The organism is endosymbiont of Lamellibrachia barhami (genome assembly GCF_011947365.2).
Taxonomy (GTDB): domain Bacteria; phylum Pseudomonadota; class Gammaproteobacteria; order Chromatiales; family Chromatiaceae; genus QGON01.
In genome coordinates this window covers 238,382-265,292 of record NZ_JAAVSH020000001.1, presented here as the reverse complement: position 1 = coordinate 265,292, position 26,911 = coordinate 238,382, and the positions used below count along the sequence as shown (strand labels likewise).

At 55.5% G+C, this 26,911-nt stretch carries 23 protein-coding genes; 10 read left to right on the top strand and 13 right to left on the bottom strand.

All coding sequences use genetic code 11. The features are described from left to right. Window positions 1-28 precede the first annotated feature (28 nt). The 7 genes from G9Q73_RS01210 to G9Q73_RS01180 form a co-directional block, all read right to left on the bottom strand. Window positions 29-2,503 carry an NACHT domain-containing protein gene (locus tag G9Q73_RS01210; RefSeq protein ID WP_177418123.1) on the bottom strand — a complete coding sequence of 825 codons (2,475 nt, stop codon included), beginning with the start codon at window positions 2,501-2,503 and terminating at the stop codon, window positions 29-31. 259 nt (window positions 2,504-2,762) lie between these two features. Then, the gene (locus G9Q73_RS01205; RefSeq protein WP_177418122.1) at window positions 2,763-3,179 is read right to left on the bottom strand and encodes a GFA family protein; all 417 of its coding nucleotides are present in this window, start codon (window positions 3,177-3,179) and stop codon (window positions 2,763-2,765) included. A gap of 128 nt (window positions 3,180-3,307) precedes the next feature. Next, a complete protein-coding gene (locus G9Q73_RS01200; RefSeq protein WP_177418121.1) occupies window positions 3,308-6,595 on the bottom strand; it encodes a CFI-box-CTERM domain-containing protein in 3,288 nt (1,095 codons plus the stop codon). Window positions 6,596-6,855: 260 nt separating this feature from the next. Then, window positions 6,856-8,556: a HAMP domain-containing protein gene (locus G9Q73_RS01195; protein WP_177418120.1), complete on the bottom strand. Its 1,701-nt coding sequence runs from the start codon at window positions 8,554-8,556 to the stop codon at window positions 6,856-6,858. 146 nt (window positions 8,557-8,702) lie between these two features. Next, window positions 8,703-9,239, bottom strand: coding sequence for a cob(I)yrinic acid a,c-diamide adenosyltransferase (gene cobO, locus G9Q73_RS01190; protein ID WP_177418119.1), 537 nt, complete (start codon window positions 9,237-9,239; stop codon window positions 8,703-8,705). A gap of 13 nt (window positions 9,240-9,252) precedes the next feature. Continuing rightward, complete coding sequence (locus tag G9Q73_RS01185) at window positions 9,253-10,329, bottom strand: mechanosensitive ion channel family protein (RefSeq protein WP_177418118.1); 1,077 nt, start codon at window positions 10,327-10,329, stop codon at window positions 9,253-9,255. Between the two features lie 243 nt (window positions 10,330-10,572). Next, window positions 10,573-12,255, bottom strand: a complete 1,683-nt coding sequence (locus G9Q73_RS01180; RefSeq protein WP_177418117.1) for a LysM peptidoglycan-binding domain-containing protein — start codon at window positions 12,253-12,255, stop codon at window positions 10,573-10,575. A gap of 95 nt (window positions 12,256-12,350) precedes the next feature. Here G9Q73_RS01180 and G9Q73_RS01175 point away from each other — a divergent pair, with 95 nt between their 5' ends. From G9Q73_RS01175 to dnaQ, 3 genes are read left to right on the top strand one after another with little or no spacing between them, the layout of a single operon-like run. Beyond that, window positions 12,351-13,115: a class I SAM-dependent methyltransferase gene (locus tag G9Q73_RS01175; RefSeq protein ID WP_177418116.1), complete on the top strand. Its 765-nt coding sequence runs from the start codon at window positions 12,351-12,353 to the stop codon at window positions 13,113-13,115. Further along, window positions 13,116-13,556, top strand: a complete 441-nt coding sequence (gene rnhA, locus G9Q73_RS01170) for a ribonuclease HI (RefSeq protein WP_177418115.1) — start codon at window positions 13,116-13,118, stop codon at window positions 13,554-13,556. It begins immediately after the preceding gene. After that, complete coding sequence (gene dnaQ / locus G9Q73_RS01165; RefSeq protein ID WP_177418114.1) at window positions 13,553-14,275, top strand: DNA polymerase III subunit epsilon; 723 nt, start codon at window positions 13,553-13,555, stop codon at window positions 14,273-14,275. Before rnhA ends, dnaQ begins: the two co-directional genes overlap by 4 nt. 134 nt (window positions 14,276-14,409) lie before the next feature. On the opposite strand, the gene fnr is transcribed toward dnaQ, so the two are convergent. Together fnr and G9Q73_RS01155 are read right to left on the bottom strand one after the other, a co-directional pair. Continuing rightward, window positions 14,410-15,168, bottom strand: coding sequence for a fumarate/nitrate reduction transcriptional regulator Fnr (gene fnr / locus G9Q73_RS01160; RefSeq protein ID WP_177418113.1), 759 nt, complete (start codon window positions 15,166-15,168; stop codon window positions 14,410-14,412). Between the two features lie 186 nt (window positions 15,169-15,354). Further along, window positions 15,355-15,741 (bottom strand): sulfur globule family protein, encoded by a 387-nt coding sequence (locus tag G9Q73_RS01155; RefSeq protein ID WP_177418112.1) that lies wholly within the window; start codon window positions 15,739-15,741, stop codon window positions 15,355-15,357. 346 nt (window positions 15,742-16,087) lie between these two features. Between G9Q73_RS01155 and pyrG the strand changes: the two genes are divergently transcribed. From pyrG to ispD, 5 genes are all read left to right on the top strand, one after another. Further along, window positions 16,088-17,719, top strand: coding sequence for a CTP synthase (gene pyrG / locus G9Q73_RS01150; RefSeq protein ID WP_177418111.1), 1,632 nt, complete (start codon window positions 16,088-16,090; stop codon window positions 17,717-17,719). Continuing rightward, window positions 17,716-18,549, top strand: a complete 834-nt coding sequence (gene kdsA, locus G9Q73_RS01145) for a 3-deoxy-8-phosphooctulonate synthase (RefSeq protein WP_177418110.1) — start codon at window positions 17,716-17,718, stop codon at window positions 18,547-18,549. The genes pyrG and kdsA overlap by 4 nt, the downstream gene beginning before the upstream one ends. 75 nt (window positions 18,550-18,624) lie before the next feature. Continuing rightward, on the top strand, window positions 18,625-19,905 hold the full coding sequence (gene eno / locus G9Q73_RS01140; protein ID WP_177418109.1) for a phosphopyruvate hydratase: 1,281 nt from the start codon (window positions 18,625-18,627) through the stop codon (window positions 19,903-19,905). A gap of 44 nt (window positions 19,906-19,949) precedes the next feature. Then, window positions 19,950-20,240, top strand: a complete 291-nt coding sequence (gene ftsB / locus G9Q73_RS01135; protein ID WP_177418108.1) for a cell division protein FtsB — start codon at window positions 19,950-19,952, stop codon at window positions 20,238-20,240. After that, on the top strand, window positions 20,237-20,944 hold the full coding sequence (ispD, locus tag G9Q73_RS01130) for a 2-C-methyl-D-erythritol 4-phosphate cytidylyltransferase (protein ID WP_177418107.1): 708 nt from the start codon (window positions 20,237-20,239) through the stop codon (window positions 20,942-20,944). The genes ftsB and ispD overlap by 4 nt, the downstream gene beginning before the upstream one ends. On the opposite strand, the gene G9Q73_RS01125 is transcribed toward ispD, so the two are convergent. Further along, the gene (locus G9Q73_RS01125) at window positions 20,927-22,183 is read right to left on the bottom strand and encodes an HDOD domain-containing protein (RefSeq protein WP_177418106.1); all 1,257 of its coding nucleotides are present in this window, start codon (window positions 22,181-22,183) and stop codon (window positions 20,927-20,929) included. The two genes, ispD and G9Q73_RS01125, sit on opposite strands and share 18 nt — an antisense overlap. A gap of 149 nt (window positions 22,184-22,332) precedes the next feature. Between G9Q73_RS01125 and ispF the strand changes: the two genes are divergently transcribed. Both ispF and truD read left to right on the top strand, forming a co-directional pair. Beyond that, window positions 22,333-22,812, top strand: coding sequence for a 2-C-methyl-D-erythritol 2,4-cyclodiphosphate synthase (gene ispF / locus G9Q73_RS01120; protein ID WP_218649910.1), 480 nt, complete (start codon window positions 22,333-22,335; stop codon window positions 22,810-22,812). Continuing rightward, window positions 22,809-23,867 carry a tRNA pseudouridine(13) synthase TruD gene (truD, locus tag G9Q73_RS01115; RefSeq protein ID WP_369408804.1) on the top strand — a complete coding sequence of 353 codons (1,059 nt, stop codon included), beginning with the start codon at window positions 22,809-22,811 and terminating at the stop codon, window positions 23,865-23,867. The genes ispF and truD overlap by 4 nt, the downstream gene beginning before the upstream one ends. Window positions 23,868-23,963: 96 nt before the next feature. On the opposite strand, the gene G9Q73_RS01110 is transcribed toward truD, so the two are convergent. The 3 genes from G9Q73_RS01110 to G9Q73_RS20260 all read right to left on the bottom strand — a co-directional run bounded on the left by G9Q73_RS01110 (window position 23,964) and on the right by G9Q73_RS20260 (window position 26,564). Continuing rightward, window positions 23,964-25,559, bottom strand: a complete 1,596-nt coding sequence (locus G9Q73_RS01110; RefSeq protein WP_177418104.1) for a PhoX family protein — start codon at window positions 25,557-25,559, stop codon at window positions 23,964-23,966. Between the two features lie 119 nt (window positions 25,560-25,678). Further along, window positions 25,679-26,275, bottom strand: a complete 597-nt coding sequence (locus G9Q73_RS01105) for a Smr/MutS family protein (RefSeq protein WP_304956538.1) — start codon at window positions 26,273-26,275, stop codon at window positions 25,679-25,681. Between the two features lie 154 nt (window positions 26,276-26,429). Next, window positions 26,430-26,564, bottom strand: coding sequence for a putative quorum-sensing-regulated virulence factor (locus G9Q73_RS20260; protein WP_369408803.1), 135 nt, complete (start codon window positions 26,562-26,564; stop codon window positions 26,430-26,432). Window positions 26,565-26,911 lie beyond the last annotated feature (347 nt).

The window sequence follows — 26,911 nt, the reverse complement described above, 5'->3', positions numbered from 1 at the left end:
ATTCCAGGTCTGCCTACCAATTGTGATTTTATACCTCATCATCGATAAAGGCCTGAAACTGAGCATTGGTGACCGGATAGCGGGCAAGATAGAAGCTATCCACCGGGAAAGTACCTGTATCGAACTCCAGGCTGACTTCATCGGCGGCGGGAATCTCATACCACTCAATATCAGGTAATCCATTTTCATCCAGCCCGACCCCGGGGCGATCATCGAGACCGGCTGCTCCCAAGGCGCGAAACAGTGCTTCACGATGTTCCGGGTTCTCGACCACTTCCAGTGCGGTATCACATGCCTGGCGATAGATTCCGCCCCACTCGCCGATCTCTCCCCGTGCCTGGGCAATTTCCAAACAGTCGCCCAACAGAATAGCGGGGCGCGGGTTTTGGCGCAGTGAATCCCGGTCAAGATAATCCCCCAGTAGCGAGAAACGCTCCAGGGCGGTATCCAGATCCTCCCGGCTGGTGAGCCGGGCAAAGAGAAACAGCAGGGTCTGTCGCCACTGGGATGTCCCTGCATGGGAAGCGACCAACTCCTCCACTGATTGCCCTGAACGGACAAAACGTTCTGCAGCGAGGAAATCCTGGAAGCTGAGGTGATAGAACTCCGCCTGGTTGTTCTCTGTCGGCAGTAAGAGACCGGAGCGCGAGAGCAGATCTTCCCGCTTGTCTGCGGCCTCATCTTCACCGCCCTCATCGTGGGGTTTGGAATGGGCATAGTCTATCAAAACCCCCTCGATCTCCTCTTCGTGGATCTCCGCGTCGGGTACGCTGCGTTGTTTACCCGCCAGATCGCCGCTGTGCATCTCCCAGGCGATGACGCCCAGTCGCCGCCGCACCTTCGCCACCTCATGCGCCCGGTCAAGATAGCGGTTGTGCAGTACCTGGTTTATCACTGCGCTGTAGAGATCGTGGATGTCTTTGGGAAGTCTGCTCCCTTCGTCATACTTGACGCAGAGGGCGGTCAGCAGCATTGGGTTGGTACGAAACTCATTTAGGTCGGGGCGGGCATCGAGTTGTTGCAGAAGTCCGTCGGCCTTTATTGTGCCTTTCTCTCTGTCCGCTGCATGGAACCAGCGTTGAACGAAGAGCCGTTGCAGGTCGCCAGTGAGGGCGGAGAGTTCGCTCTCAGCAAGGCCCAGCCCCTGACGCTCACCCGGACTCAGGCCGTAGGGGCGGCTGGTGAGCAGGATGCGGTTGCCGGCTTCGATCCAGTGAGGCAGCGCCTTCTTCAGGCCGGAGAGCAGGGCGGCGCGGGGATATTCCATGTGGCCATCGTACTCACGGCTTGGCGGGACTTCATCAAAGCCGTCGATGATCAGCAGGCAGTTACCCCGTTTCAGGTGCTCCAGAAAGAGGGCTGAAGTCAGGCCATCCGGTTTTTTCTTGTCGAGCCAGTTGCAGAGGGCTGTCTCAAGTTGGGCGCGGGTCCAGTCGCCGTTGTCTGCCTGACAGGTCATGTGTCCCCAGAATTCGCGTAATCGGCAGAGGATCGGCAGACGGCCCAGCAGATTTTGCGGCAGTTCTTCCCGGTATTCAGCGGCCAGTTCGTGGTCGTCGGCGGGGATGGTACTGCTGGCCACAACCCAACAGACCCAGTTGCAGAAGGTGGTTTTGCCCCTGCCTGGCGCACCCGGCAGGTAGAGGGAGTCCTGGTTCAGTCGCGTCAGTAACAGATCATGGCCCTCTCGACTCACTTCCCAGCGTTCTTTTTTCTCTTCCCCTTCCTCTGTGGGCGTTGGGGTGATTGCCGGGACGTAGACTTGCGGCAGGCGGGCGTTGTGGGCCTCTTTGTTGTCGAGCCCAAGCAGAGTGATATCGCTGGCTTTGTGTCTGAGCCAATTCAGGTAGCTGCTGGGGATGGACAGCGGCTGGTCGGTTTTGGGTTTATCCGGTTGTGCGGGTGTCTTGAGCAGTCGATTGACCAGGGCAGTGAGGTCTTTCTCCAGGCGTGTTTTGAAGTCGTCGTCTGTTTTGTGTTTGTGGTAGTCGCCAGTGAAGGTTTTGCCTTCTTTGGTGTTTTTTTCGATAAAGGCATTCGCAAGTTGGAATTGTTCGAAAGCCTCTATTTGGTCAGTTTGAGGCATATCGGGTTGCAGAGAGAACGCTTTTTCACGCCGATATAGCAGTATCTGCGGTGGTGTCTCTATATTCCGGGCACTGTAGAATTCGTACTCGGTACCGGTGGGCTGGCGGCCATCGTCATCCAGGGGGGCAAAGCTCTCATCCAACGGCGTACCCAGACGATGGCAGAGTATGAAGATGCAGATGTCGTACTCCGACATCTTAGGCAGGCTGGTTTCGATGTCGGCCTGTGGTGAGTTGGCAATCAGTTTCGGGTAGTGGGTGTTGTCCCAGCCATAACCCTTTACCGTGATGTTACCGGGTCGCCAGTGGTGCTTGTTCAGCCGGCCGATGACCTCAAAGGCGGCCTTGCGCTCCTCTTCCACATCACCGGGAGAGCCGACGAAGATGCGGATGATCGATTTTTCTTCTTTTTCCATGGTGTCGTTGCGGGTGCTTTTGCTTGGTTTGGCGTCACTCGTCAGCCGAATCTCGTTCTGATGATTTGACCATGATTTCATAACTTTGGTAAACGGTACAGGCCTGATGCAGGAGAGTCATCAGCTACACCATGTTCTGTTTATTCAAAAATGCCCGATCCGCTGCGTTTGGTCGTGCCTACGCCAGTTCGGCAATTTAACTGTGAATAATGGGTGTTGGAGAAGGCCCGAATAAGCTCAGGTCGAATTAAGAGCGCATCTATCGACTTGGCTCATAAGACTCGTAATGAGGTAAATCATCGGGCAACGTTTCCCAGTTCGCTTTTGAAGTGACGAAAATATGCGCGACTGGCCTTTCGCGTATATCTGATTCGACGGTTCCAAGACGAACCCGTACTTTGTTTGGCAAGGATTCGTTTTTGCTGATGATTGGGGAACCACAGTGTTTGCAGAAATATTTTGTTTGTCCCGGCGTCGATTGGTAACCCGTTAACTCCTCCTCGCCCGATATAAAAACAAACGCTTCTACATCTACATTCCCATTTGTTGCAAACGCGCTGCCTTGTGCTTTTCGACACTGCGAGCAATGGCAATAGATGATGTTTTCTATTTCGCCGGTTATTTCAAAACGGACTTTGCCGCAAAGGCAGCCGCCTTTATAGGTATTCGCGCTCATTATTTTTCACTTTAACGGCAACAATCCGGGGTCGTTGCCGTTACCGACCCTTTCAGTCGTCCAATTTTCACCCGTCGCCATTTGTGCCCAAGCAATGACAATGGCTTCAGCCAGCCTGGCAATAAACGTTAAATGTGTCTCTTAACCAGAGGCATTGAACTTTTTCCTATCATCATACGGCTTAGACGCCGCGCAACTATGACCATTGAGAATGGCACTCCGATCCCGAGACATATTAGCAGCAACCAACCGACTACGGGTGAGGAGAGGGTCAAACCGGCCCACCAGATAACGGGTCGCAATAGTGTACGGATTACTGTCCTCAGGCTTTCGTGCTTGGTCATTAACATGGCAAGTGGTGGACTTAACTCGTAATAGATGTTGACCAAGCTGCGCCCCGCTGCATAGGGCATCAGTATCTGGTCGCGGAACTGACGCAGAAGATTCAACCCCTGAGTTAACGGTGTTCCGGATGTGGCAAGTGATAAAGAACATCCCGGATCGTCAAGTTGTATCGTTGTATCTGTATTCGAAAATGATTTACTCGCGATGTAATGGTTATTGTTCAAATCGGAATCGAAACTATCGGATGTCACAGAATAATCGAGAGAGAGATTCATGCTTGCTTTCACGGGGAATGCTGCTTCCTCATAAGAGAAAAGCACGGCTGTCTTGGACTCACCGGGAGCCAATGTATCCAGATTGATCTCTTCCTCTACCGTTGGTTCGTGCCTTGTACCTGATTCACACTCGTATTTAGTGCTACTGCTACTTGTGAAAACAATACGATTCTGCCGGATTATAACGCCCGAAGCAGCTGTGGGACCCAGATTGCTGACACGGACTTCAACAACTATATTGATGCAATCACCTCCACTGCTCGACGAATAAAAGTTACTGATTATTTCGCCTGTCATTGAAAGATCCGCACATCCGTCTGAGGTACCGATGGTTACCGAGTCACTATTATTACTGCTATTGGTATCGACAGATGTCTCTCCCGGCGCCATCGCAACGGTGGCGGTATTGGTGATGCAGTGTTCACTGCTAACCACCTGAACCGGAATCTCCAGCGTCTCCGTTACTGGTGGCTGGGTGACATCCAATATGCCAACACTCCATTCGCCGGTTGTTTCATCGTAGCTGCCGATACTGGATGCCGCCGACATACCTGCCGGAATCTCCATACCGGCGGGCAGCTGATCGGTGACCACCACACTGGCGGCATCCGGTCCGTGATTGGTGACCGTGAGGGTGAAGGTGGTTATGACCCCCGGGCTGACCACGAGAATATCAGCGGTCTTACCGATCGCCAGATCGGCGGCGTTCTCCACTGCGGTCCCTCTGACGACCACATCCACACTGTCTACTCCGATCCCCAGGATCAAAGTGTCGCTGGCATCGCCGGTCACCGTGGGGGCGTACTGCACTGTTAGGATGCAGCTGGAACCGGCATCCAGTGGGGCACTGTCACAACCGTTCGGATCGAGTACCTGAAAGGGCGCCTCCAGGGAGTGGGTGATCACGCTGATGGTGACCGGTATGGTGAGACTGTTGTTGGTGATGGTGACGATTTCATCGGTAGTCTCACCGATCCGGTGGGTACCGAACAGGATCGTCAGATCATCGATTGGCAAGGTGGAATCGATGATTTCGATGTTCGGCAGGATAACGGAGGTGGTTTCACTGACGCTGTTATTGGCGGCTGTCAAATCGACCTGGTCCGCCGTCACCTCGGCGGTGGTGGTGAGGAGACCCGCGGTGAATGGGACGGCCACCAGGATGCTGACCTGGCTACCGCCACCGGAAGTTATATCACCCAGGGCGCAACTCACTATACTGGCAGCTTCACTGCAGACAACGTGGCTGCTGATAAAAGTCACACTGTCCGGCAGGTCAACGCTTAACATTACGTTGGTGGCGTCCGCCGGCCCGGAGTTGGTGGCGGTAACAGAAAATGATAGATTCGAGCCTGCATCGACAGGATCACTGCCATCCGAAAGGGTCACGCTCATGTCGGCATCGGTGGGGGGCGGGGGCACCACTATCGGACCGATATACTCGTTGACGAAGATATCGGTCACACCATTGAAGTCGTCAAACACCATCCGGCCTTCGGATTCAAAGGCGACATGCGTTCCGTCTGCGGATATGGCCGGGTTGATGCTGCTGCCGTCTCCTTGCGAACCGGAGTCTCTGACACTCACCAGGGAGGTCTGGCCTGTATCGCGGTCATGGACAAAAATATCCATCATACCGTTGAAATCCCCGGACACCAGGTTAGGGTCTATGGATGAAAAGGCGACATAACGACCGTCTGCGGAGATGTCGGGGGTAAAGCTCAGGAAGCTGGCCGGTGTGCCGGAGGAATCCACGCTCACCCGGGTGGTCTCGTGGGTATCGCGGTCATGCACAAAAATATCCGTAGTGCCGTTCGTATCCCCTGTGACCAGATTGGCGGCATGGGATTGAAAGGTCACAAAGCGGCCATCCCCGGAGATGGCCGGGTAAGAACTGAAGTCACTCCCCTCCGCCCCGGACGAATTCACACTCACCCGGGTGGTTTCTCCGGTATCCCGGTCATGGACAAAAACATCTCTGGTACTGTTGCTATCATTCAGAACCAGATTGCTGGCATCAGACTCAAAGACGACGTAACGCCCATCTGTAGAAAGTGAAGGAAGGCTACTGTTGTTGCTGCTCTGTTCCCCGGCCGAATCCATGCTCACGCGCGTGGTCTCTCCAGTATCCCGGTCATGGACGAAGATATCGATTCTGCCGTTGGTATCATCCAGCACAAGATTGCTGGCATAAGATGCAAAGGCGACAAACCGGCCTGTCGATGAGATGGCTGGCGTTATACTGTGAGAGCCCCCCTCAATTCCTGACGAGTCGAGGCTCACCCGGGTGGTTTCGCCGGTCGTCCGGTCATGCACGAAGATGTCTCTTGCGTTATTGGTATCGGTGGTGAGCAGATTGGTGGCTGACGAATCAAAGGTCACATATCGGCCATCATCAGAGATAGCTGCAGACAAACTCCAGCCATTGCTTTCAACCCCGGAGGAGTCAACACTGATTCGGGTGGTTTGTCCGCTATCCCGATCATGGACGAAGATATCGTTGGTGCTGTTGTTGTCGTTCGGCACCAGATTGCTGGCAGCGGATTCAAAGGCAATAAAGCGCCCATCCGAGGAGATGCTGGGATTAGGACTCTCACCATTGGCTTCCGCCCCTGATGAGTCCACGCTGACCCGTGTAGTATCTCCCACTGCTGCATAGAGAGCAGTTGGGGTAAATATCAACAGCAAGGTAGATAACAGACAGGGAGTGAGATTTTTCCAGGGCAGCCCTAATCGGTAACGAAACGAAAACAGGTGACTGAAATCAGTGATCCATACCAGTTTGCCGGACTTCATTTCCGCTGCCCTCCCCTCGACCCGACGCTGATTTTGTCAGTCAGGCTGGCATGGAAATAAGATCCCAATCGAGAATTTACTGAGGCGTCCAGGAAATCCTCTCATCCTTTTCCCACACCTGCTTGACTCACCGCTGAATCAAGGCGCGGGCAATAATAACCACTTTATTGATAAGTGTAGGACAAAAAAGGTTTTTCAGCTGAATCTTCGGGTAACGAGTCCCTCGAACAATCCGGGAAGTCGTTGTCTTGTACCGGAAATCACACCAGGGTCCGTTTTTGATTCTCCTGGAAGGCAACCATTTCAAGAATATTCTGCATTGAGTGGGACGAGTATCGAATTGTGTTGATGCTGATTTGGGTCTCTCCTGAGTGTCCCTCCTTCTGCAGCGCCTCCGCCTGTTCGATAACTGCCCCGTTCAGGACGTGCAGTTTGTGATATTGCTGGAACAGCAGTTCGTGACGCGCCGCCAATGCATTTCTGAACTCACTTTCAGCCTCATCTCTTTCCGGTATACCTGATGTTTGTTTCAGAATGGTTTCCAGATTCTCGCAGGCGTCAGCCTCGCGCATAGAGCTTTTCCACCAGGCAATGAAACGTGATTTGTTGTCGGCCATGGTATTGACCGAGCCTGCCATTGCGTTGACTTCATCTCTTGCGTTTGGATAGAAGGGTAGACGCTCAGTGGTCTCTTCGTAGGCAAGCTGGTCCAGTATGCCGGCCATCGACCGTAGCGGGCGAACGATACGCAGGGTGATGGAAATCGCAAAGATAATCCCCAACAGCGTTGCCACGGCAACCGACCAGAGCATGAAACGCTCCTTTTGATCCGAAGATGTGTTGATCTCTCTTTCCATGCGCGCCATGACTTGATTGGCTGACGCAACACTCTCCTTGATCAGTAACGTGATTTCAGAGACCGCCCTCTGCATCTCCCCGGTCATGCGGTCGATATGGTCATTCTGTTCGACCAATGCAGTGAAGTCCCGGCGGTAGTTTTTCAAAAGCGTGAGGAAGAGGGTCTTCTCTTCGGCGGTTATGGTCGACGGTTCAACCAGCGCGTGGATTCGATTCACCTCCTGCAGGGCCATATCGACGTACTTCTTGTCATGTCTGAGCAGGTAGTCCTTTTCTCGTCGTCTCAGTTGCAGGATATTATTTGCCAGCTCGGGAACGTGGTGGTTGTTCAGTATCGCCTCTATCCTGTGGGCCGCCTGACGGAAAGGTCCCTTGCCGCCTTGAATGTCCTCATCGGAGAGCACCGCACGGGCATAGATCTCAAATGTCTCTCGATAGGTCTCTATCTCGTGAAACAACCGGGTTTTTACCCCCTCTTCGAGTTGCGACTGCGCTGTTTTTCTCTCGAACTCATGGATGAGATCGAGTACCCGCGTCAGGTATTGCTGTTCCCGTCTTAGCCCCAGGTCCTTCTCGCTGCGGCGGATCTGGAGCAACTGCAGATAGAGGCGATCCACCCTGAAGTGCCCGGCCATCGTCTCCAACTCATGGGCCGCATCCCGAAACGTACCCTGCAGGCCTGAGTTGTGGTCCAGTCCCATCTTGCGCCAGTCGAGCACCGTTGCCTGAAATTTCTGCTGATAGGTTTCGAGCAGTTCGGTAATCCGATCCGCAACAGGAACCGACTCCGGGTCGATCCTGCCCAACTCGGCGGCAGAGAGCTGGGCTTGCTGCAACTGGCGATCCACTTCCCTGGCAAACGCCTCGTCCCGGTAGAGCAGGAACCCCCTCTCGGCCTGACGTGCGCCCCTCATGCTGCTTTCGATTGACAGCATATCCACTTTCTTGGCAACAAAGACACTCTGGAGCCGTTGATAGTCGCCCAGCGACTGCCGCAGGGTATTGTGATACTGCCAGATCACAAGGAGAAAAATCAGACCGACAAGCCCAAAACCGAAACCAATTTTTTCGCCTATGCGAAAATTCCTGGTTATTTTGCTCATGTTCTTGCACTCCCGAAGACTGGTTCTGCGCCCGGCGGCTCACCGAAACGCCACAGGAAACTGAAGACTATCTGACTGTGTCAGTCCAGTCTATATGGGGGTTGACGCTTCCGCTGTACTTGAACCGGCCTACATTTTTATATGGGTCAAAATTCCATGCCCTGTTCCGCCTCGATGCCGCTATCGAAAGCGTGTTTTATCGGGTTCATGCTGGTGGCGGTATCTGCTATTTCGATCAGTTCCGGTGGCGCGTTTCTGCCGGTGAGTATCAGGTGCATCCAGGACGGCTTGTGCTCGCGGATGAATTCGGCGATTTCGGCTCCGCCGATCCATCCATAGTCGCAGCAGTAGTTGATCTCATCGAGTACCACCAGATCGTACTTTCCACTGCGAATCTTCTCCTGGCTGAAGGTCCAGATCCCCCGGCTGGTCTTGCGATCCTGTTCCGGATCCTCTGTATCCCAGGTGAATCCATCCCCGAGGGCGTGCCATTCGATATTGTCGAAACGCAACGCGGCCTGCTGTTCGCCGGTCTTCCAATTTCCCTTGATGTACTGGATGACACAGACCTTCATGCCCCAGCCGGCGGCACGGAAGACCACACCGAAGGCGCTGGATGATTTGCCTTTGCCCTCGCCGGTATTCACCAGGGTGATGCCGTGACGTTTTTTTCGATGCTTCACTGGCGCCCCTGCGTCAATTGCTTGAGGGCATCTCTTTGATGTAGACGTCCTGTTTGGCATAGGGGATTTCAACCCCTTCACGATTGAAACACTTGTAGATTTCGGTCAGCAGTTGGTCGATCACCCGGCCGCGCAGACTCGGTTCATCAACCCAGCAGAGGAGCTGTAAGTCGAGGCTCGATGCTCCAAGGGCACGGAACCGAACTCGTGGCTCCGGGTCTGCGCAGACACTTTGGGAATCGATGGCAATCCCCATCAGCAGCTCCTTTACCTGGTCGATGTCCGAGCCATAGGCAACACCAACCGGTATCCGGATACGGTATTTTTCATGGGGACCGCCGGTTTCGTTGATCACCTTGGAGTTGCCCATTATCGCGTTGGGAATGGTCAGTTCCACATCGTCCCGGGTCAACATGCGGGTGCTGCGGATGCCGATATGGGTCACCTCGCCGCGCTCCCCAGAGTCGAGCACGATGTAGTCGCCGATCTTATAAGGCGTATCGGCGAGGATAAAGACGCCGGAAAAGAGGTTCGACAGGGTGTCCTTGGCGGCGAAACCCACGGCGATACCGACGATACCGGCGGAGGCGAGCCAGGCGCTCATGTCGATATGCCAGGCATCGAAGATCAGGTAGATCGCAATGGCGATGATGACAAGCAGTGCCAGATTCTGAAACAGGGGCAGGGTCTGGGTCTGGACGAATTGTAGGCGGTTGCTGTCTGTCGCCAGACTTTTCAGGCTGGCCCTGGAGATCGTGATGAAGAATCGCATCCAGACGAAGATGCCGATCGATCGCAGGATGGCGATGACCGTATCCTGCACTTCCTGGCTGGCCGGCAGCAAGTGGTCTGCAATGGAGAAGCCCACCATGATGATGGTGTAGAAAATAGGGGTATAGAGTGCCTGGACGATGACGTCATCCAATCGTGCAGTGGTGAGTTTGGTCAATCTTTGGAAGATGCCGAGTACGAACCAGGTGATAAACTTGGCCAGCATGAGGGTAAGCATCACCACCAGGGCTGACTGGATATAGGGTTGGCCCGCAAAAAGATCCAGCAGCGGCTGGATTTCAGACTCGATGGATTCCATTTTTATTCCAGGTTGTTTGGTGGCATGGCTGCCAATGTGTCGATACAAGCTCTGCCTGTAAATATCGCAAACATATCCAAATTGGGAGGCTCTTCTTCCCCGAGGAGTTTGTCGAAAAAGCCCCGATGTAGGTCGGGTTAGCGATAGCGTAACCCGACAAGCTTTGATTTTGTTGGGTTACGCTGCGCTAACCCAACCTACACTTAGCTTTGACAACCGCCTTAATAAAATATGGCGCACTCTTTAAAGTGTCTGGGCGGTGACATCCACGTAGAGTTTCAGCCGCTGTCCTGGTTGTAGATATTTTTTTGGCAGGTGGTTCCAGCGTTTAAGATCCGTCACCGTCACATTGAACCGGCTGGCGATGCGTGACAGGGAGTCACCCTTGCGTACCCGGTAGTTCACTGTGCTTTGGATGCCGGCAGGCTGTGTGTCAGGAAAAGAGACCCTGGATATTTTCTTCTGAGGGAGCCAGAGTACCAGTTTCTGCCCTGGGCGAATTGGATCACCCGGCGCCATGCCGTTCCATTTCGCCAGTTTTTTGTGGTTGACCTTAAAAGCCCGGGCGATATCCCAAAGATTGTCTCCCGCTTTTACTGTGTAGCTCTGTTTGGTGCCGCCTCTGTTTCTGTTTTGGATCTTTGCCTTGCGTTGGGTTGAACTCAGGACGTAGTGGTTGAGTTTCTTGGTGGAGATGGGAATCAGCAGATGTTTGCCAGCGCGGATATTATTCCCCCGCAGCTTGTTGACCTGCCGCAGGATTTTCGTGGTGGTGCCATGTTTTCTGGCGATCACGCTGAGGCTGTCGCCGTTACGGATCTTGTAACGTTTCCAGCGCAGACGTTTTTCCGCAGGCAACTGGTTCAGCTGTGCCAGAAAATCATCGATCTTGTCCAGCGGCAGTTGCAGTTGATGTGGGCCGTCCGGGTCGGTGGCCCAACGGTTGAAGCCGGGGTTGAGCTGGTAGAGATCCTGGATCGACAGATCCGCCATCTCAGCGGCTAGGGCGAGATCCAGTTGAGACTCGATTTCGATGGTCTCGAAGTAGGGGCTATTCGGAATTGGTTGCAGAGCGATGCCGTGGCTGTCGGGATCTGCAAACAGGGTGGCGATGGCCAACAGACGGGGTACGTAGCTGCTGGTCTCCTTGGGCAGTTTAAGAGACCAATAGTCAGTGGGTTTGCCCTTCTTTCGGTTGCGCTTGATCGCCTTGCGAACGGTGCCGCCGCCGGAATTGTAGGCTGCCAGAGCCAGCTCCCAATCGCCGTCGAACTGGCGGTTCAAAACCTGCAGATAGTCCAGGGCCGAGCGGGTGGAGGCGACAATGTCGCGGCGACCGTCATACCACCAGTTCTGTTTCAGACCATAGTAACGGCCCGTCGAGGGGATGAACTGCCAGATGCCGGCGGCCCTGCCGGGGGAGTAGGCAAAAGGTTGGTAGGCACTCTCCACGGCAGGCAACAGGGCAAGTTCTGCTGGCATGCCGCGTTTGTCGATCTCTTCCAGAATGAAATAGATGTAGGGTTCGGCCCGTTGCTGGATACGGTCGATATAGCCAGGGTGTTTGCGGAACCAGTTGATCTCCTGAGTGACCTTGGGGTGCTGAGGGATCGCCAGGGCGAACCCGTCCCGCATTCGGCTCCAGGCATCTGCAGGTGGCTGGGGAGGTTGTGGGGAGACTGCTTCTACGGGCGTTGCGGAAGCGCTGTGCGGCAGCGGCTCAATAACTGCTTCATCCGACTTCAGAATGGGGAGTTCAGATACGGCGTTGCTTGCAATTATGACCGGCTGTTCGGAAATAACCGCTGTCTGTGCGACAGGCTCAGGAGTATTCTCCAGCGTTTTTTCCGGCAGAGAGTTGCAGGCTGTGAAAATTCCAACCAGTGGAGCGAGCAGAAAAAAGCGACTCAGTTTATAGTTCAACATAACAGACAATTATTGTTTCTTCCCAAGCGGAAAATAATATCAAACCTGAGTATGATTTCCATCTTAATAAAATGAGGTCTGACCTGTTTAGAATTATGGGCGTTGGAAACGGGGGAAAACTGGGAGCCAGCACACAAAATCAACTGGCGCATTGGTTTAGCGGGTGTCCGGGTGTCTTTCTGTCGGAACAGGAGCAGGCGTGTCTGGATAAGCGGGTAGCCTCCCTGTTCGGGCATCACATTGTGCAGATCGGTTGCACCAATCCCACGGCTGATTTGCTGCAGAAGAGTCCGGCGCGGCATCATGCCGTGCTGGGCAAAGCGTTGAGGGGGGGGCAGCCGGAGTTGGATTTATGCGCGGATCCCGCGCTGCTGCCCTTTGCTACAGACAGTGTGGATGCTGTGGTGCTGCCCCATACCCTCGATTTCTCCGGTCAACCCCATCAGGTACTGCGTGAGGTGGAGCGGATTCTGATTCCCGAAGGGCGGCTGTTGATCATCGGTTTCAATCCCTGGAGCCTGTGGGGCGGCTGGCGACTGCTGCGACGACGCAGTGGGGTGTCGCCCTGGAATGGCCGATTTTTCACTACCTGGCGGATCCATGACTGGCTCACGCTGCTGGGCTTTGATCTGGAATCCTGTGATCAGTTGATGTATCGCCCGCCCCTGAGAAACCGGGCGCTGATGCAACGGCTCGAGTTTCTTGAAGGTATGGGGCGGAAGTGGTGGCCGGTGATAGGGGGTGTATATGTATTGCAGGCAGTCAAGCGAACCGTCACGCTGACGCCGATACGTCCCCGTTGGCGCCTGGGAAAACGGGTCTTGCCTGCCAATGCAGTGGAACCTACAACGAGAACCTGAATGGACGAACTGATTGATATCTATACCGACGGCGCCTGTAAGGGCAATCCCGGCCCCGGAGGCTGGGGGGCGCTGTTACGTTATGGCAAACATGAGAAAAAACTCTGTGGCGGCGAGCCAGAGACCACAAATAATCGAATGGAACTGTTGGCGGTGATCGAGGCGCTCGGGGTGCTGAAGCGACGCAGCCGGGTGCGTGTCACCACTGATTCCAAATATGTGAAAAACGGTATTACCCAGTGGATTTTCAACTGGAAGCGGAACGGTTGGAAAACAGCGGCGAAGAAGCCGGTCAAGAATGCCGATCTCTGGCAGCGCCTGGATAGCGCGGTAGCGGTCCATGACGTTGAGTGGGCCTGGGTCAAAGGTCACAGCGGCCATGCGGAAAATGAATTGGCCGACCAGCTCGCCAACCAGGGTATAGAGGAGCTGAATCTATGACGCGCTTGATCGTACTGGATACAGAAACCACCGGCCTGGAGCCGGCGCAGGGTCACCGCATCATCGAAATTGGTTGTGTGGAGATGATCGAGCGCCGTCTTACCGGCAACAACTTTCATCAATATCTTCAGCCGGACCGGATGATAGACGCAGCGGCGATCGATGTACACGGCATCACCAACGAGTTTCTTGAGGACAAGCCACGCTTTGGGGATGTTGCAGCCGACTTCCTGGAATATGTGCGTGGCGCCGAACTGATCATCCATAATGCCCCCTTCGATGTCGGATTCCTCGATCATGAGCTGTTGAGACTGGATGAGGATTCACCTCGCATTGCGGATCTCTGCGCGGTTACCGATACCCTGGTGATGGCAAAGAAGAAACACCCGGGGCAGCGCAATAGTCTGGATGCGCTCTGTAAGCGTTACGATATCGATAACTCTCACCGTGAGCTTCATGGTGCGCTGCTTGATGCTGAGATCCTGGCCGATGTCTATCTGCTGATGACAGGCGGACAGACTGCCTTGTTTTCGGACAGTCAGGGAGCGGAGGGTGATGGAGCTGGGGCGGCATCAAATATTCGTCGGCTGTCCTGCGAACGGCCCCGACTGAAGGTAGTGCGGGCCAGCGGGGAAGAGTTGGCTGTGCATGAGACGCAGCTGCAGAAGATGGGCGATGGTTGCGTCTGGCTGCGGAAAGAGGAAGTTGTGAGTGATTAGTCCGAATCACTCACCAGCTTCGTAGGTCTGATCAAGCGTAGCGGATCAGGCAAATGGTTTGTCGCAATAATGGTGTTTGCCGGTACCGCAGGCTTGAACCGGCCTACGTTTGCGGCCGGATCAGTGTCGTGAAATTACACATGCCCCTGGCGTGATCGGCCGTTTTCGTTGCCATGTACGATAGTGGCGAGGCGTGGCAGATCCAGCAGCTGTACATGCTTGCGTTCCACATGCAGCAGTCCCTCTTCCTGAAAGCGGGTGAAAAGCCGGCTTACGGTCTCAACCGCCAGGCCCAGATAGTTGCCGATCTCATGTCGCGACATGCTGAGAAAAAAATCGGTGGCGGAAAAACCGCGCTTTTTGAAACGCTCCGAGAAACTCAACAGAAAGGTTGCGAGGCGCTCTTCCGCGCTCTTTTTGCCTAGCAGAGTGAGCATCTCCGAATCCTGGCCGATCTCCCGGCTTAGCAACCGGTACATCTGATGTTGCAGGCTGGGCATGCTGCTGCTGAGCTCTTCCAGATTGTGGAATGGGATATCGCAGACTGCGGTGGTTTCGAGCGCCTTGGCGGAGCAGGTGTGACACTCGTTTTGGATAGCGTCAAGACCGATCAGCTCTCCCGGCAGATGAAAGCTGAGAACCTGCTCGCTGCCGTCCTCACTGGGGGTGAAGGTTTTTACCGATCCGCTGGTGATGACCCGCAGGCTGTGTAGGTTATCGCCTTCTCGGAACAGATGGTCGCCACGATGAAACGGCCTGCCGCGTTTGACGATACTGTCAAGACGCTCCATATCCTCTGGGGAGAGTCCCATGGGGAGACAGAGTGTGGCCAGACTGCAGTTCTTGCAGGCGACTTTGATATTCTCAAAGGAAACCACGTTCCGGTTTGTCAAAGTACAGCTCCAGTCCGTAAGAATCGAGATGGAGTTCCATTTTCCAATTTGTATTGAGCTTGATCAAGTGTTTTTGCACATAAATTGTCGCAATTGGTTTGAAAATTGCCTGAATCATTTCGTTTCAGGCAAAAAAAACCGCGCCCGAGGGCGCGGCTTTTTCGATACAACTGTATCTGACCCGCTTTATTTGGCAGGTGCAGCAGGTGCAGCAGGTGCAGCAGGTGCAGCCGGGTAGCCGTAAGGCGCGCCGTAGCCACCGCCGTAAGGCGCACCGTAGCCACCACCGTAAGGAGCGCCGTAGCCACCACCGTAAGGAGCGCCGTAACCATAGCCGCCATAGCCGCTGCGGTAGTCGTTGTAACCACGACCGTAACCGCTGCCGCTGCCGCGACCGCTGCCGCTGCCGCTCATGCCGAAGCTGAAGTCACCGGAACCGTCGCCCCAGCCATCGCCCCAGCCGCTGTTGTCCCAACCACGGTTGCCATAACCAGGACCGCCCCACCAGGCGGAAGCGGTGGAAGAGACAGCAATCAGGGCTGCAGCGCCCAGTAACATAGAAATCTTACGCATGCGTACGTTCCTCATAGAATTAGGACATATTGTAGTTAACTACCCGACAGGAAAAGTTCGGGACAGGCCATGTTGCATCATTGCGAGAATGCCTGTCAATCCGAAGAGGAGGTGTGAATAGATCCAGACTCCCTCATCCCTTATCGCTGGCCGAATTGTAATTATTTGCGACTATCCGCGAGTTAATTATAGACAGTGGTTCGGCAGATTCAACATTAAATTCTTGGGGATCTTTCAGGGAAGACGTGCCTGCTGGTTAATAAGCGGGTTTTTGATTGAGGGGAAAGAGCCATTCTGGTACTTTTACGCCCGTCTGTTCACATTCCTTTCCTGGCGCATAAAATTCATGACCAGATTCATCTTCATAACGGGCGGAGTGGTCTCCTCCCTTGGCAAAGGTATTGCGGCCGCATCACTCGCCGCTCTGCTCGAAGCCCGTGGCCTCAAGGTCACAATGATCAAGCTCGATCCATACATCAATGTCGATCCCGGAACCATGAGTCCTTTCCAACACGGCGAGGTTTTTGTCACCAATGATGGCGCCGAGACGGATCTGGATCTGGGGCATTATGAGCGCTTTATTCGTACCACGATGGGGCGGAGCAACAACTTCACCAGCGGTCAGATCTATGAAAGTGTGATCCGCAAGGAGCGCAAGGGGGAGTATCTGGGCGGTACGGTGCAGGTGATCCCCCACATCACCAACGAGATCAAAGAGAGTGTGCTGCTCGGGGCTGGCGATGCCGATGTCTGTCTGGTGGAGATCGGCGGTACGGTGGGTGATATCGAGTCCCTGCCGTTTCTGGAGGCGATCCGGCAGATGGGTGTGGAGATGGGCCATCAGCGGGCACTCTTCCTGCATCTGACACTGGTCCCCTACCTCAAGGTCTCCGGCGAGATCAAAACCAAACCGACACAGCATTCGGTGAAGGAACTGCGTTCGATCGGTATCCAACCCGATCTGCTGATGTGCCGACTGGAGAACCCTCTGCCCGACGCGGAACGGAAAAAGATCGCGCTGTTCACCAACGTGCCGGAAGAGGCTGTCTTCTCCGCCGAGGATGCCGACTCCATCTACCGCATACCGCTCATGCTGCACGAGCAGGGTCTGGATGAGATCGTCGTGCAGCGATTCGGTCTGGATCTGCCTCCGGCAGATCTGCATGAGTGGCAGCATTTCATCGACGGACTGGATGCGCTGGAACAAGAGGTGCAGGTGGCGATGGTGGGCAAGTATGTCCATCTGACCGAGGCCTACAAATCCCTCTCCGAGGCGCTGATTCATGCCGGAGTGCATACCGGAAACCGGGTGCATATTCACTATGTGGATTCGGAGCAGTTGGAGAACGGTAACGTGGAGTTGCTGGCGGGTATGGATGCCGTTCTGGTTCCCGGCGGGTTCGGCGAACGGGGGGTCGAAGGCAAGATTGCCGCTGCCCGATACGCACGCGAACAGAAGATTCCCTATCTGGGTATCTGCCTGGGCATGCAGGTTGCGGTTATCGAATATGCCCGTAATGTGGCCGGGCTGGAGGATGCCCACAGCACCGAGTTCAACCGCACCACGCCGCACCCGGTGATAGGGCTGATCACCGAATGGCTCAATGCGGATGGACGTGTGGAGATCCGTGATGAGAATTCAGACATGGGCGGCACCATGCGTCTTGGCGGCCAGGAGTGTCGGCTGGAGGCGGGCAGCCGTACCCGTGACCTCTATAAGAAAGATGTCATTGTCGAACGGCACCGCCATCGCTATGAATTCAACAACAGCTATCAGGATCGTATTGTCACTGCCGGCATGAAGATCGCTGGTCGTTCCCTTGACGGCTGTCTGGTGGAGATCGTGGAGATTCCGGGTCACCCCTGGTTCGTGGCCTGCCAGTTTCACCCCGAATTCACCTCCACGCCGCGTTATGGCCATCCGCTATTCTCCGGTTTCGTAGAGGCAGCCAGAAAGCACCGGGAAGGTATTGCATGAATCTGTGCGGATTTGAAGTCGGGCTGGACAGGCCCCTGTTTCTCATTGCCGGCCCCTGCGTCATCGAGAGTGAGCAGTTGGCCCTGGACACTGCAGGCAGCTTGAAGACGATCGCCGGAGAGTTGGGTATCCCGTTCATCTACAAGTCCTCTTTCGACAAGGCGAACCGCTCCTCAGGCAGCAGTTTTCGCGGTCCCGGGCTGGAAGAGGGGTTAAGGATTCTTGAAAAGGTACGGGAGCAGATCCATGTGCCGGTATTGACGGACGTACATGAAGATACGCCGCTGTCTGAAGTGGCGGATGTGGTGGATGTGCTGCAGACCCCTGCGTTTCTCTGCCGCCAGACCAATTTCATTCGCAATGTGGCCTGCCAGGGGCTGCCGGTAAATATCAAGAAGGGCCAGTTTCTCGCTCCCTGGGACATGAAACATGTGGTGGATAAGGCCAGGGCAGAGGGCAACGAGCAGATCATGGTCTGCGATCGTGGCGTCTCCTTCGGTTACAACAACCTGGTCTCCGACATGCGTTCGCTGGCGGCGATGCGCGAAAACCACTGCCCGGTGGTTTACGATGCCACCCACTCCGTACAACTGCCCGGAGGGCAGGGCGGCAGTTCAGGGGGACAGCGGGAGTTTATCCCCGTGCTGGCGCGGGCGGCGGTGGCGGCGGGCATCTCCGGCCTCTTCATGGAGACTCACCCCGACCCGGAGAGGGCACTTAGCGATGGTCCCAATTCATGGCCCCTCGACCGTATCCGGGAACTGCTGCAAACCTTGATGGCCATCGACAGCACCGTTAAGGCGGGACCCTTTATCGAGTCCACCATTTGAGCAGAACTTGTCATAACCGGAGAGTATTTCTTCGGTTTACTACAGAATTTTTTTAGATCGAATTACGGAGACAGTATGTCCGAAATAGTTGATGTTCGTGGACGGGAGATCCTCGATTCCCGGGGCAATCCCACCATTGAAGCCGATGTGTTCACCGCCGATGGCGCCATCGGCCGTGCCATGGTGCCTTCCGGCGCCTCCACCGGCTCCCGCGAAGCACTGGAACTGAGAGATGGGGACAAAGGGCGTTATCTGGGCAAGGGTGTGCTGAAAGCGGTCTCCCACGTCAATGGTCCCCTGCGGGACGCGCTGATCGGTATGGATGTCACCGATCAGGCAGCGGTGGACAACTGCATGCTTGAGCTCGATGGTACGGAGAACAAGGCCAACATGGGGGCCAATGCACTGTTGGGCATCTCCCTGGCGACCGCTCATGCGGCAGCCCAGGAGCGGGCACTGCCGCTCTATCGTTCCCTCTCTGACGGACCCTACCGCCTGCCGGTGCCGATGATGAATATCATCAACGGGGGTGCACACGCCAAGAACAGTGTCGATCTGCAGGAGTTCATGATCCTGCCGGTGGGTGCGGGTTCCATTCGTGAAGCAGTACGTTACGGCGCCGAGGTATTTCACGCGCTGGCCAGTGTGCTGAGCAGCCGCGGCATGGCCACCAGTGTGGGCGACGAGGGTGGTTTCGCACCCGATCTGCCTTCCAACGAGGCGGCCATCGAAGTCATCCTGGAGGCGATCGGCAAAGCGGGTTTCTCCGCCGGCAAGGACATCTACCTTGGCCTCGATGTGGCCAGTTCCGAGTTCTACGAAGACGGGCTCTACAATCTGGCCTCTGAAGGCCGTAAATTTACTGCTGAAGAGTTCACCGACTATCTGGCGGGCTGGGTCGATCAGTATCCGATCATCTCCATCGAAGACGGTATGGACGAGGGTGACTGGGAAGGCTGGAAATACCACACGGAAGCGCTTGGCAGCAAGGTGCAGCTGGTGGGTGACGATCTGTTTGTCACCAATACCGCTATTCTTGAACGCGGTATCCGGGAGAAGATCGGCAACTCCATCCTCATCAAGGTCAACCAGATCGGTACCCTGACCGAGACCCTCGCCGCCATCGATATGGCTAAAGCGGCGGGTTACAGCGCAGTGATCTCCCATCGTTCAGGTGAGACCGAAGATACCACCATTGCAGATCTGGTGGTGGCTACCAATACCGGGCAGATCAAAACCGGCTCTCTATCCCGCTCCGACCGGGTCGCGAAATACAATCAGCTGATGCGCATTGAGGACCAGTTGGGTGATACGGCGGTCTACGCGGGGGCGGATGCCTTCCCCGTCGACATCTGAGTCCTCCTGGAACGGATGGCATCTGGGCCGGGAGAGCTGATCATATGCGAATACTAGTTGCCATCCTGTTTCTGCTGCTTGTCTTTCTGCAATACCGTCTCTGGGTCGGTGAGGGGAGTCTGGCGGAAGTGAATAACCTGGAAAATGAGATAACCCGCCAAGAGGCGGCGCTGGTCGATCTGAAGAAGCGCAACCGTGCGTTGCAGGCTGAGGTTGAAGATCTGCGCAGCGGCAGTGCGGCGCTTGAAGAGCGGGCCCGCAGTGAATTGGGCATGATCAAAGAGGGTGAGATCTTCTACCAGGTGATCGATCAATCCCAGACCACGACCCAATGAGTGATCGCTTCTGGGCGGTGGTTCCCGCCGCAGGCGTCGGCAAACGAATGGCCAGCGCAGTGCCGAAGCAGTATCTTCCCCTCTTGGGCCGCCCCCTGATTGAGCAGACCCTGTCACGACTGTTGACGCACCCAAAAATCTCAGGCGTTTTCGTGGCGCTTTCAGAAGAGGATGGCTGGTGGCCGTCAACCGCGTTCGCGGATGATCCAAGGGTGGTTCGGGTCAGAGGCGGCGAGGAGCGCTGTCACTCCGTGCTCAATGTTTTGCAGGCCATGGGGGAACAGGCAGAAGAAGCTGATTGGATTTTGGTACACGACGCGGCGCGTCCCTGTGTCCATCGGGAGGATCTGGATAACCTGATGGATCAGCTCGATGATGATCCTGTTGGTGGTCTGCTCGGCGTGCCGCTTCACGATACGGTGAAATCGGTCGAGACAGGAGAACGGGTCGTGGCAACGATTCCGCGGGAGCATCTATGGCGCGCATTCACGCCGCAGATGTTTCGGCTGGGCATGTTGCGTCAGGCACTGAGTGATGCCCTAAAAAGCGGAAAACTGGTAACGGATGATGCCAGCGCCATGGAACTGGCCGGCTTTCAGCCCAGGATGGTGGAGGGTCGAAGTGATAACATAAAGGTTACCTGTCCCGAAGATCTTGCCCTGGCAGCCTTCTACCTGGATCGTCAATCATCCGCCGGTGAGTAGTTGCTGCATCTCCCGGATGTCGCTTTTTGCCCGCTCAATGATACTCAGTGAGCAACTCGGCGTGAGTCTACCCAGCGCCAGCTTGTGAAATGAGGGGGTCAGGTCCATGCGTGGCAAGGAACGCATCTTAGGTGTGCCGATATAGACATGTAACTGGGCGACCCGCACAAGGTCGGCGTAGTTGGGTTGATCGCCATCATCCGCCATCCAGTCTTCCGCATGTAGCGCCGCCTGAACGAACTCGTCCGCAAAGCCCCATTTTCTCAATACCATGGCGCCGACTTCCGCCTGCAGGTTGTTGATCACCTGATCCAGCAATTGTGGATTCTCGGATATCTCCGGGTGACTTCTGCCGGCACTGATGATTGGCAGTGCACCGATATCATGTACCAGGCCGCTGAGCAACGCCCGATCCGGACTGAGCCCAGGGGTGACCCTGGCCAGTTCATGACAGATCGGTGCCACCTGGCAGGCGTGTTTCCAGCTGGAGATCATGCGCCGTTGCAGGTGTTTCGAACGACTCTTAAAGAGGGAACCCAAGGCGAAGCTGATCACCAGATTGTGCGTGACATTGCGCCCGAGGCGGGTCACTGCATCCGGCAGGTCGCCGATTTTGTCCTGTCCGCGGTAGGCGGCGCTATTGACGACGCTGATAACCCGTGCGGCGATCGTAGGATCGGCCTGTATCACGCGGGCAATGTCGTCGCTGCCCGTTGAGGGGTTGTTGACCACTTTTGCGATCCGGGTAGCGACATCCGGCATGCAGGGCAGCTCGATGTGCCCCTCTTTCATTGCCTCGTGAAACTCCCAGTAGAGACGCGCCTCAGGGCCGCCAGTCTCCTTCAGCTCTATCGATTGTGAATCCCGCCCGGACTCATCGGCGGGTAGAGAGGCAATGCTCTGGATGATCTCCCGTGGCATCTTCAACAGGACGACGGCACTTTTTGCCGTGACATTACAGGCGTGGGGCTGCTTCACCGAGAGTGGGTAGGTGCTGCGGTTCGATTCCGCCTTGAGATTCAGATGGGTGCCATCGCTGCAGTCGATATCCACTTCACCATGCATCAGGTAGCTGACAAATGGGTCATTTGTCCCCTCCGTAACAACCAGGGTGCTGCTACTGAAGTGCTCCACCGTGCCGAAAGTGGCGACATACGCCAGAACACGCGCAGAAAGCTTCCTGATCGGATTAAAGCGCAGAATTTCACTGGCAGTGGCCGTTACAACGTTGTGACTCATCTGTTTTTTCTCAACTTGCGCTGGTTAGGGTTTGCGCTTTTCCTATTGGGTTCCACAGCGGGGATCGTTAGAATTCACCGATGCTCTCTGACTGGTTAGCGTCCGCAGAGGCAAACTCTTTAGATTCCTTTTCTGTCGGGGAGAAAGTGATGCGCATTGGCCAGGGTTATGATGCCCACCGTTTTGAAAGTGGCAAACGGCTGCTGTTGGGCGGCGTGGAGATAAAGCACGATCAGGGTCTCAAGGCGCACTCTGACGGCGATGTGCTGATTCATGCGCTTTGCGATGCGCTACTGGGTGCCGCCGGGATGGGGGATATCGGCCGCCACTTCCCGGATAGCGCCACTGAATATGCCGGGATCGACAGTCGCCGGCTGTTGCGGCGAGTGGTGGAACTGGTACAGGAGGCAGGTTTGCGTGTCGGCAACGTGGACCTTACCGCAGTGGCGCAGCGGCCTAAACTCGCACCCTATATCGATACCATGCAGGCGCGACTGGCGAGTGATCTGCAGGTCGAACCGGCCAGGATCAACGTGAAGGCAACCACTACCGAAGGCATGGGATTCACGGGGCGGGGTGAGGGCATCGCAGCCTATGCCGTAGCGCTGCTGGAGGAGGGATCAGCGTGACCGACCAGACTTGGCAACGACTCAAGGAGATGCCGTTTGCCCATGGTGGGCCGGTGGGGAGCGGCCTGATTCGCGGCTCGGCGGAGGATTTTCAGGTGGAAGAGGTCCTCGGCTTCTCGCCGGATGGTGAGGGCGAACATGTATTGATCCAGCTGCGCAAACGGGACACCAACACTGTCTGGCTGTCGCGCCAACTGGCAAAATTTGCCGATGTGTCTGCCAGGGATGTGAGTTACGCGGGCCTTAAAGATCGGCATGCAGTGACGACCCAGTGGTTTTCTGTGCGTCTGGCTGGTCGGCCGGAACCCGACTGGGAGGCGTTTAACTCTGAGTGGGTCGAAGTGCTTGTCCACGAGCGGCATCGCAGGAAGCTTAAACAGGGCGCCCTGCGGGGCAACCGTTTTCGGCTGTTGATTCGCGGGATCGAGGCCGATACAGACTTGTTGGAACAGCGTCTGCGGCAGCTTCGGGAGCTGGGTTTCCCCAACTACTTTGGAACACAGCGTTTTGGTCACGACTACGGCAATCTGGCACAGGCCGACCGGTTTTTTTCCGGTCAAAGCGGACGCATCGACCGTAAACTGCGCGGGTTGTTGATCTCCTCGGTAAGGTCACAACTCTTCAATCAGGTACTGGCAGAGCGCATTCGTCGGCAGGATTGGGATCGAATTCTGCCCGGAGAACGTGCTTCACTGGATGGCTCCCGCTCCGGTTTTAAGGTGGAGGAGATCGATGAAGAGATCCGTCGTCGCTGCCGTGAGAAGGATATCCACCCCAGCGGCCCTCTCTGGGGGCGGGGTCGATTGCCGCTCGAAGGGGAAGTTCTGGCGCTTGAAGAGCAGGTGTTGGCCCCCTTCGGTGAATGGCGCAACAGCCTGGAACACGTAGGATTGGAGCAGGATCGACGTAGCCTGCGGGTCGGTGTGGATGATCTGGAGTGGGCGTTTTCCGAACCTGGTGTATTACTGTTGAGCTTTTCTCTTCCGGCAGGCTGCTATGCGACGGTAATGTTGCGGGAGATGCTGCAGGTCAGCGAGCCTGCGGTGCGCAAGTAGGCCGGGTCAAGCTTGTGGAACCGGCAAATGCTGTTGGTTGAACCAAATCTGTTGCCTGATCCGCTACGCTTGATCATGCCTACGAATCCAAATACGTTATTGAATTTGCTTACCGTCTGTTGTACCGGTGGGGATGGGCCCGATGTAGCCCGTAATCGAAGCTGCATCCAGTGGATGTTGGATCACGCTGAAAAGATAATCCCAGCCGTTGATGTCGGGGAAATGGTAGGCGCCGGTGATCTCTGCGCCGAGCGGGGCGGTTTGGATGCGGGTCAGTTCTCCACTGGTGACCCGGTAGCCCCAGAGAGCATTGTTGCGGTGGCCTTTAGAGGAATCCTCGGCAATGATCAGGGTGTCCTGACCCTGGATGAAGGTCAGGTTATCGGGGTTGGCGATGCCGGCAGTATCGCAACGATTGTCCGGGTCGCCTTTAACCGGATGTCCGGTCACCAGTGCCCGCATGTTATGGCCCACATACGCTTCGTCCAGTTCCAGAGTGTAGACGGCACCGCAGGGATTATAGGGCAGGCGGATATGGTTGGGGCCACCCCGGTCCCACCGGTCGTTGGGAATATTTTTCTTTCGGTTGTCCTCCATCCCTTTCGATAGCGATGTCATGGCGATATAAAGACGGTTGGTTGCCGAATCGTAGGTCACCCCCTCCATCTTGCTGAACTCAGTGGTCGCCCCCAACAGGGCCGCGTAACGGCGGCTCTCCAAGCGGGATGCGGCCTGCTCCATGCCGGATCTGACTCGCAGACACTCGTGTTGCCAGCGGGTATTGATGGCCCGGTAGCCGTTGGGGCATTCGTTACCCAGACCGGGATGGCTATTGTGGAATATCTCATCAAAACCGATGCGCCGGTCGATCTGCTTTTTTATCGTCGCATCATCGGCATGTCCCAGTGGAATCCAGTCCAATTGTGCGCTGCCCCCATTGCGACGGCTGGTCTGAATCCAGCGTGCGGCGAAGAGCCTCCCGCTGGAGAGATCTCCGGCCCGGTCGGCCACAAAGCGGAACAGTGCGGTGTTGTTGCCGTCATCGGTGATATAGACGGTTTTGCGATCGGGCATCACGATGCCGGCTTCAGGGGAGAAACGCCCCATCGCGTAGTGCCGGGTGAGCTGGACCTGATCGAACGAGTCGACACGGGCTTCCAGTTGCCAGCCGTAGTCGTAGGGGTTGAGTTGAGCCGGATCTCCACCCGTATAGCTGGCCATCGACCGATAGGAACGATCGGGAATGTCATCGACGACCGCTGCGTTGGGTTCGTACTCCTCCGATGCGAGGTGTGTGTTCCAGGGCGTGACACTGCCTGCACAGAGATTCCAGGCCCCGTTGAGAGGCGCCAGATCGAGTGGCCGGGTGCGTTTTACCTTCAGAAGACCGGTTTCGGCACTCTGGTGGAGTTCGCTGAGATAGATTCCAGCGGGCATGTCTTCGAATTGAGAGAGCAGGAAAATTTGCCCGTCTACCTGCAACAGGGAGGAGAAGTCGTTGCTGTTGGAAATTCGTGGACTGCCATCCTCTTTTGTCAGAGGCTGGCCGTGAGAGTCGTGCAGCAGACCGAAGGTCGCATCACCAAAACGATCACCATTGCGGTAGAGCGGGTGATAGCCGATGGCAACTGTCTCTTCCCCCAGGTCGACCGCCCGGGAGGTGTGGGTCAGTTGCTGTGCCTCTGCTGTCACAGGTACAGGAATGCTGTGAAAATGCAGCTTTGGGGCAGCCAGAGAGGGGCGCGTTATGCAGAACCCGCAGAACAATCCCGCCAGAAACCACCACCTTAAAGATTTTAGCTGCAAAAGAGTCATCGCCGGCTTTTTTTGGGATTGCGCAATAGCACGTAGACGGCGCCCGTACCACCGTCGCGCCTAGTGGCGGAGCTGAAGGCGAGTACATCTTCGCGCTGGCGCAGCCAGAGGTTGATCTTCTGTTTCAGCACCGGCTGGCGGTTCTCCGAGCGATAACCCTTGCCGTGGATGATGCGGGCGCAACGGATGTGTCGTTGCTGACACTCGCTCAGGAAGAGCCCCAGATTTTCCCGTGCATAAGCGATGGTAAGTCCGTGCAGATCGAGTTCAAGGCCGATTTCGAACCGTCCCCGGCGCAGATTGCGGATCACACGGTCCTGTACCCCCGGACGGCTGAACAGCAGTTCATCGGTGGCTTCGATCTCGGTGTCGGAGTAGTGGTCGGTATCGGAAAATCCGTCGTCATCCTCGTCTTCCAGATCAAGGGGTCTGGGCGGCAGTCGTTTCTTGTAGGGCTCCGTCCGCTCCTGGGGAAGTGGGCTGATATCGTCCAGCGAATCCCGAAACAGATTTACCTCGTCTTCCAGGTTGGATTTTTTACCCATGATCTCAATTGTCAGTGCATCAGGTTTCAGCTTAAGTGTGGTGTCCATCCGGAAACCCACATCTAACTACAAAGAATATGAAGATAAGAGATTGATTAACAGTGAATTTTCTTCGTGTTCTTCGTGCGCTTCGTGGTGAAAAAAGTGTTTCCAGACGGACACTAGTGTAGGGAGGAATTTGTCCTATCTCAAACCGGCTCTCCTACCTGAGCGGTTTTATCAGATACTCCAGACCGTTGATCTTTATCTCCAAAGTCAGCTGCATCAACATACCGAGTCGACCTTGGCCAATCCTTTGCCTGAAAACCAGAGCAGAATGGGAGCTCGAACAGGTCAATGAGTGGCCGGCCCTTGTATTTGCCAGGCATCTGCATGCTTACAACTGAGATAAAGATCCCCTCTTTCAAAACAGGGTGGTAGTCATTGATGTTCGGTTTCCTGAAAGACAAACCTGTCATGACGAAACGTCGATCGAGTGGCTGTTTGGCCTCTATGCCTAGGCGCTGAGAAATTTCGATGCCGGGGTTTTACCACAGAAACGATCCTGGTTGTACCCTCTAACGAGCATTTTTCCGGCAGGAAGGAACTCGCTTCATGGGATAGCGAATCTGATTTTCGAACAGGCAAAGAAGTTTGCAGGGGATGGCGCATTGTAGCCAGCTGATCGATCAGGTAGCTGAATGA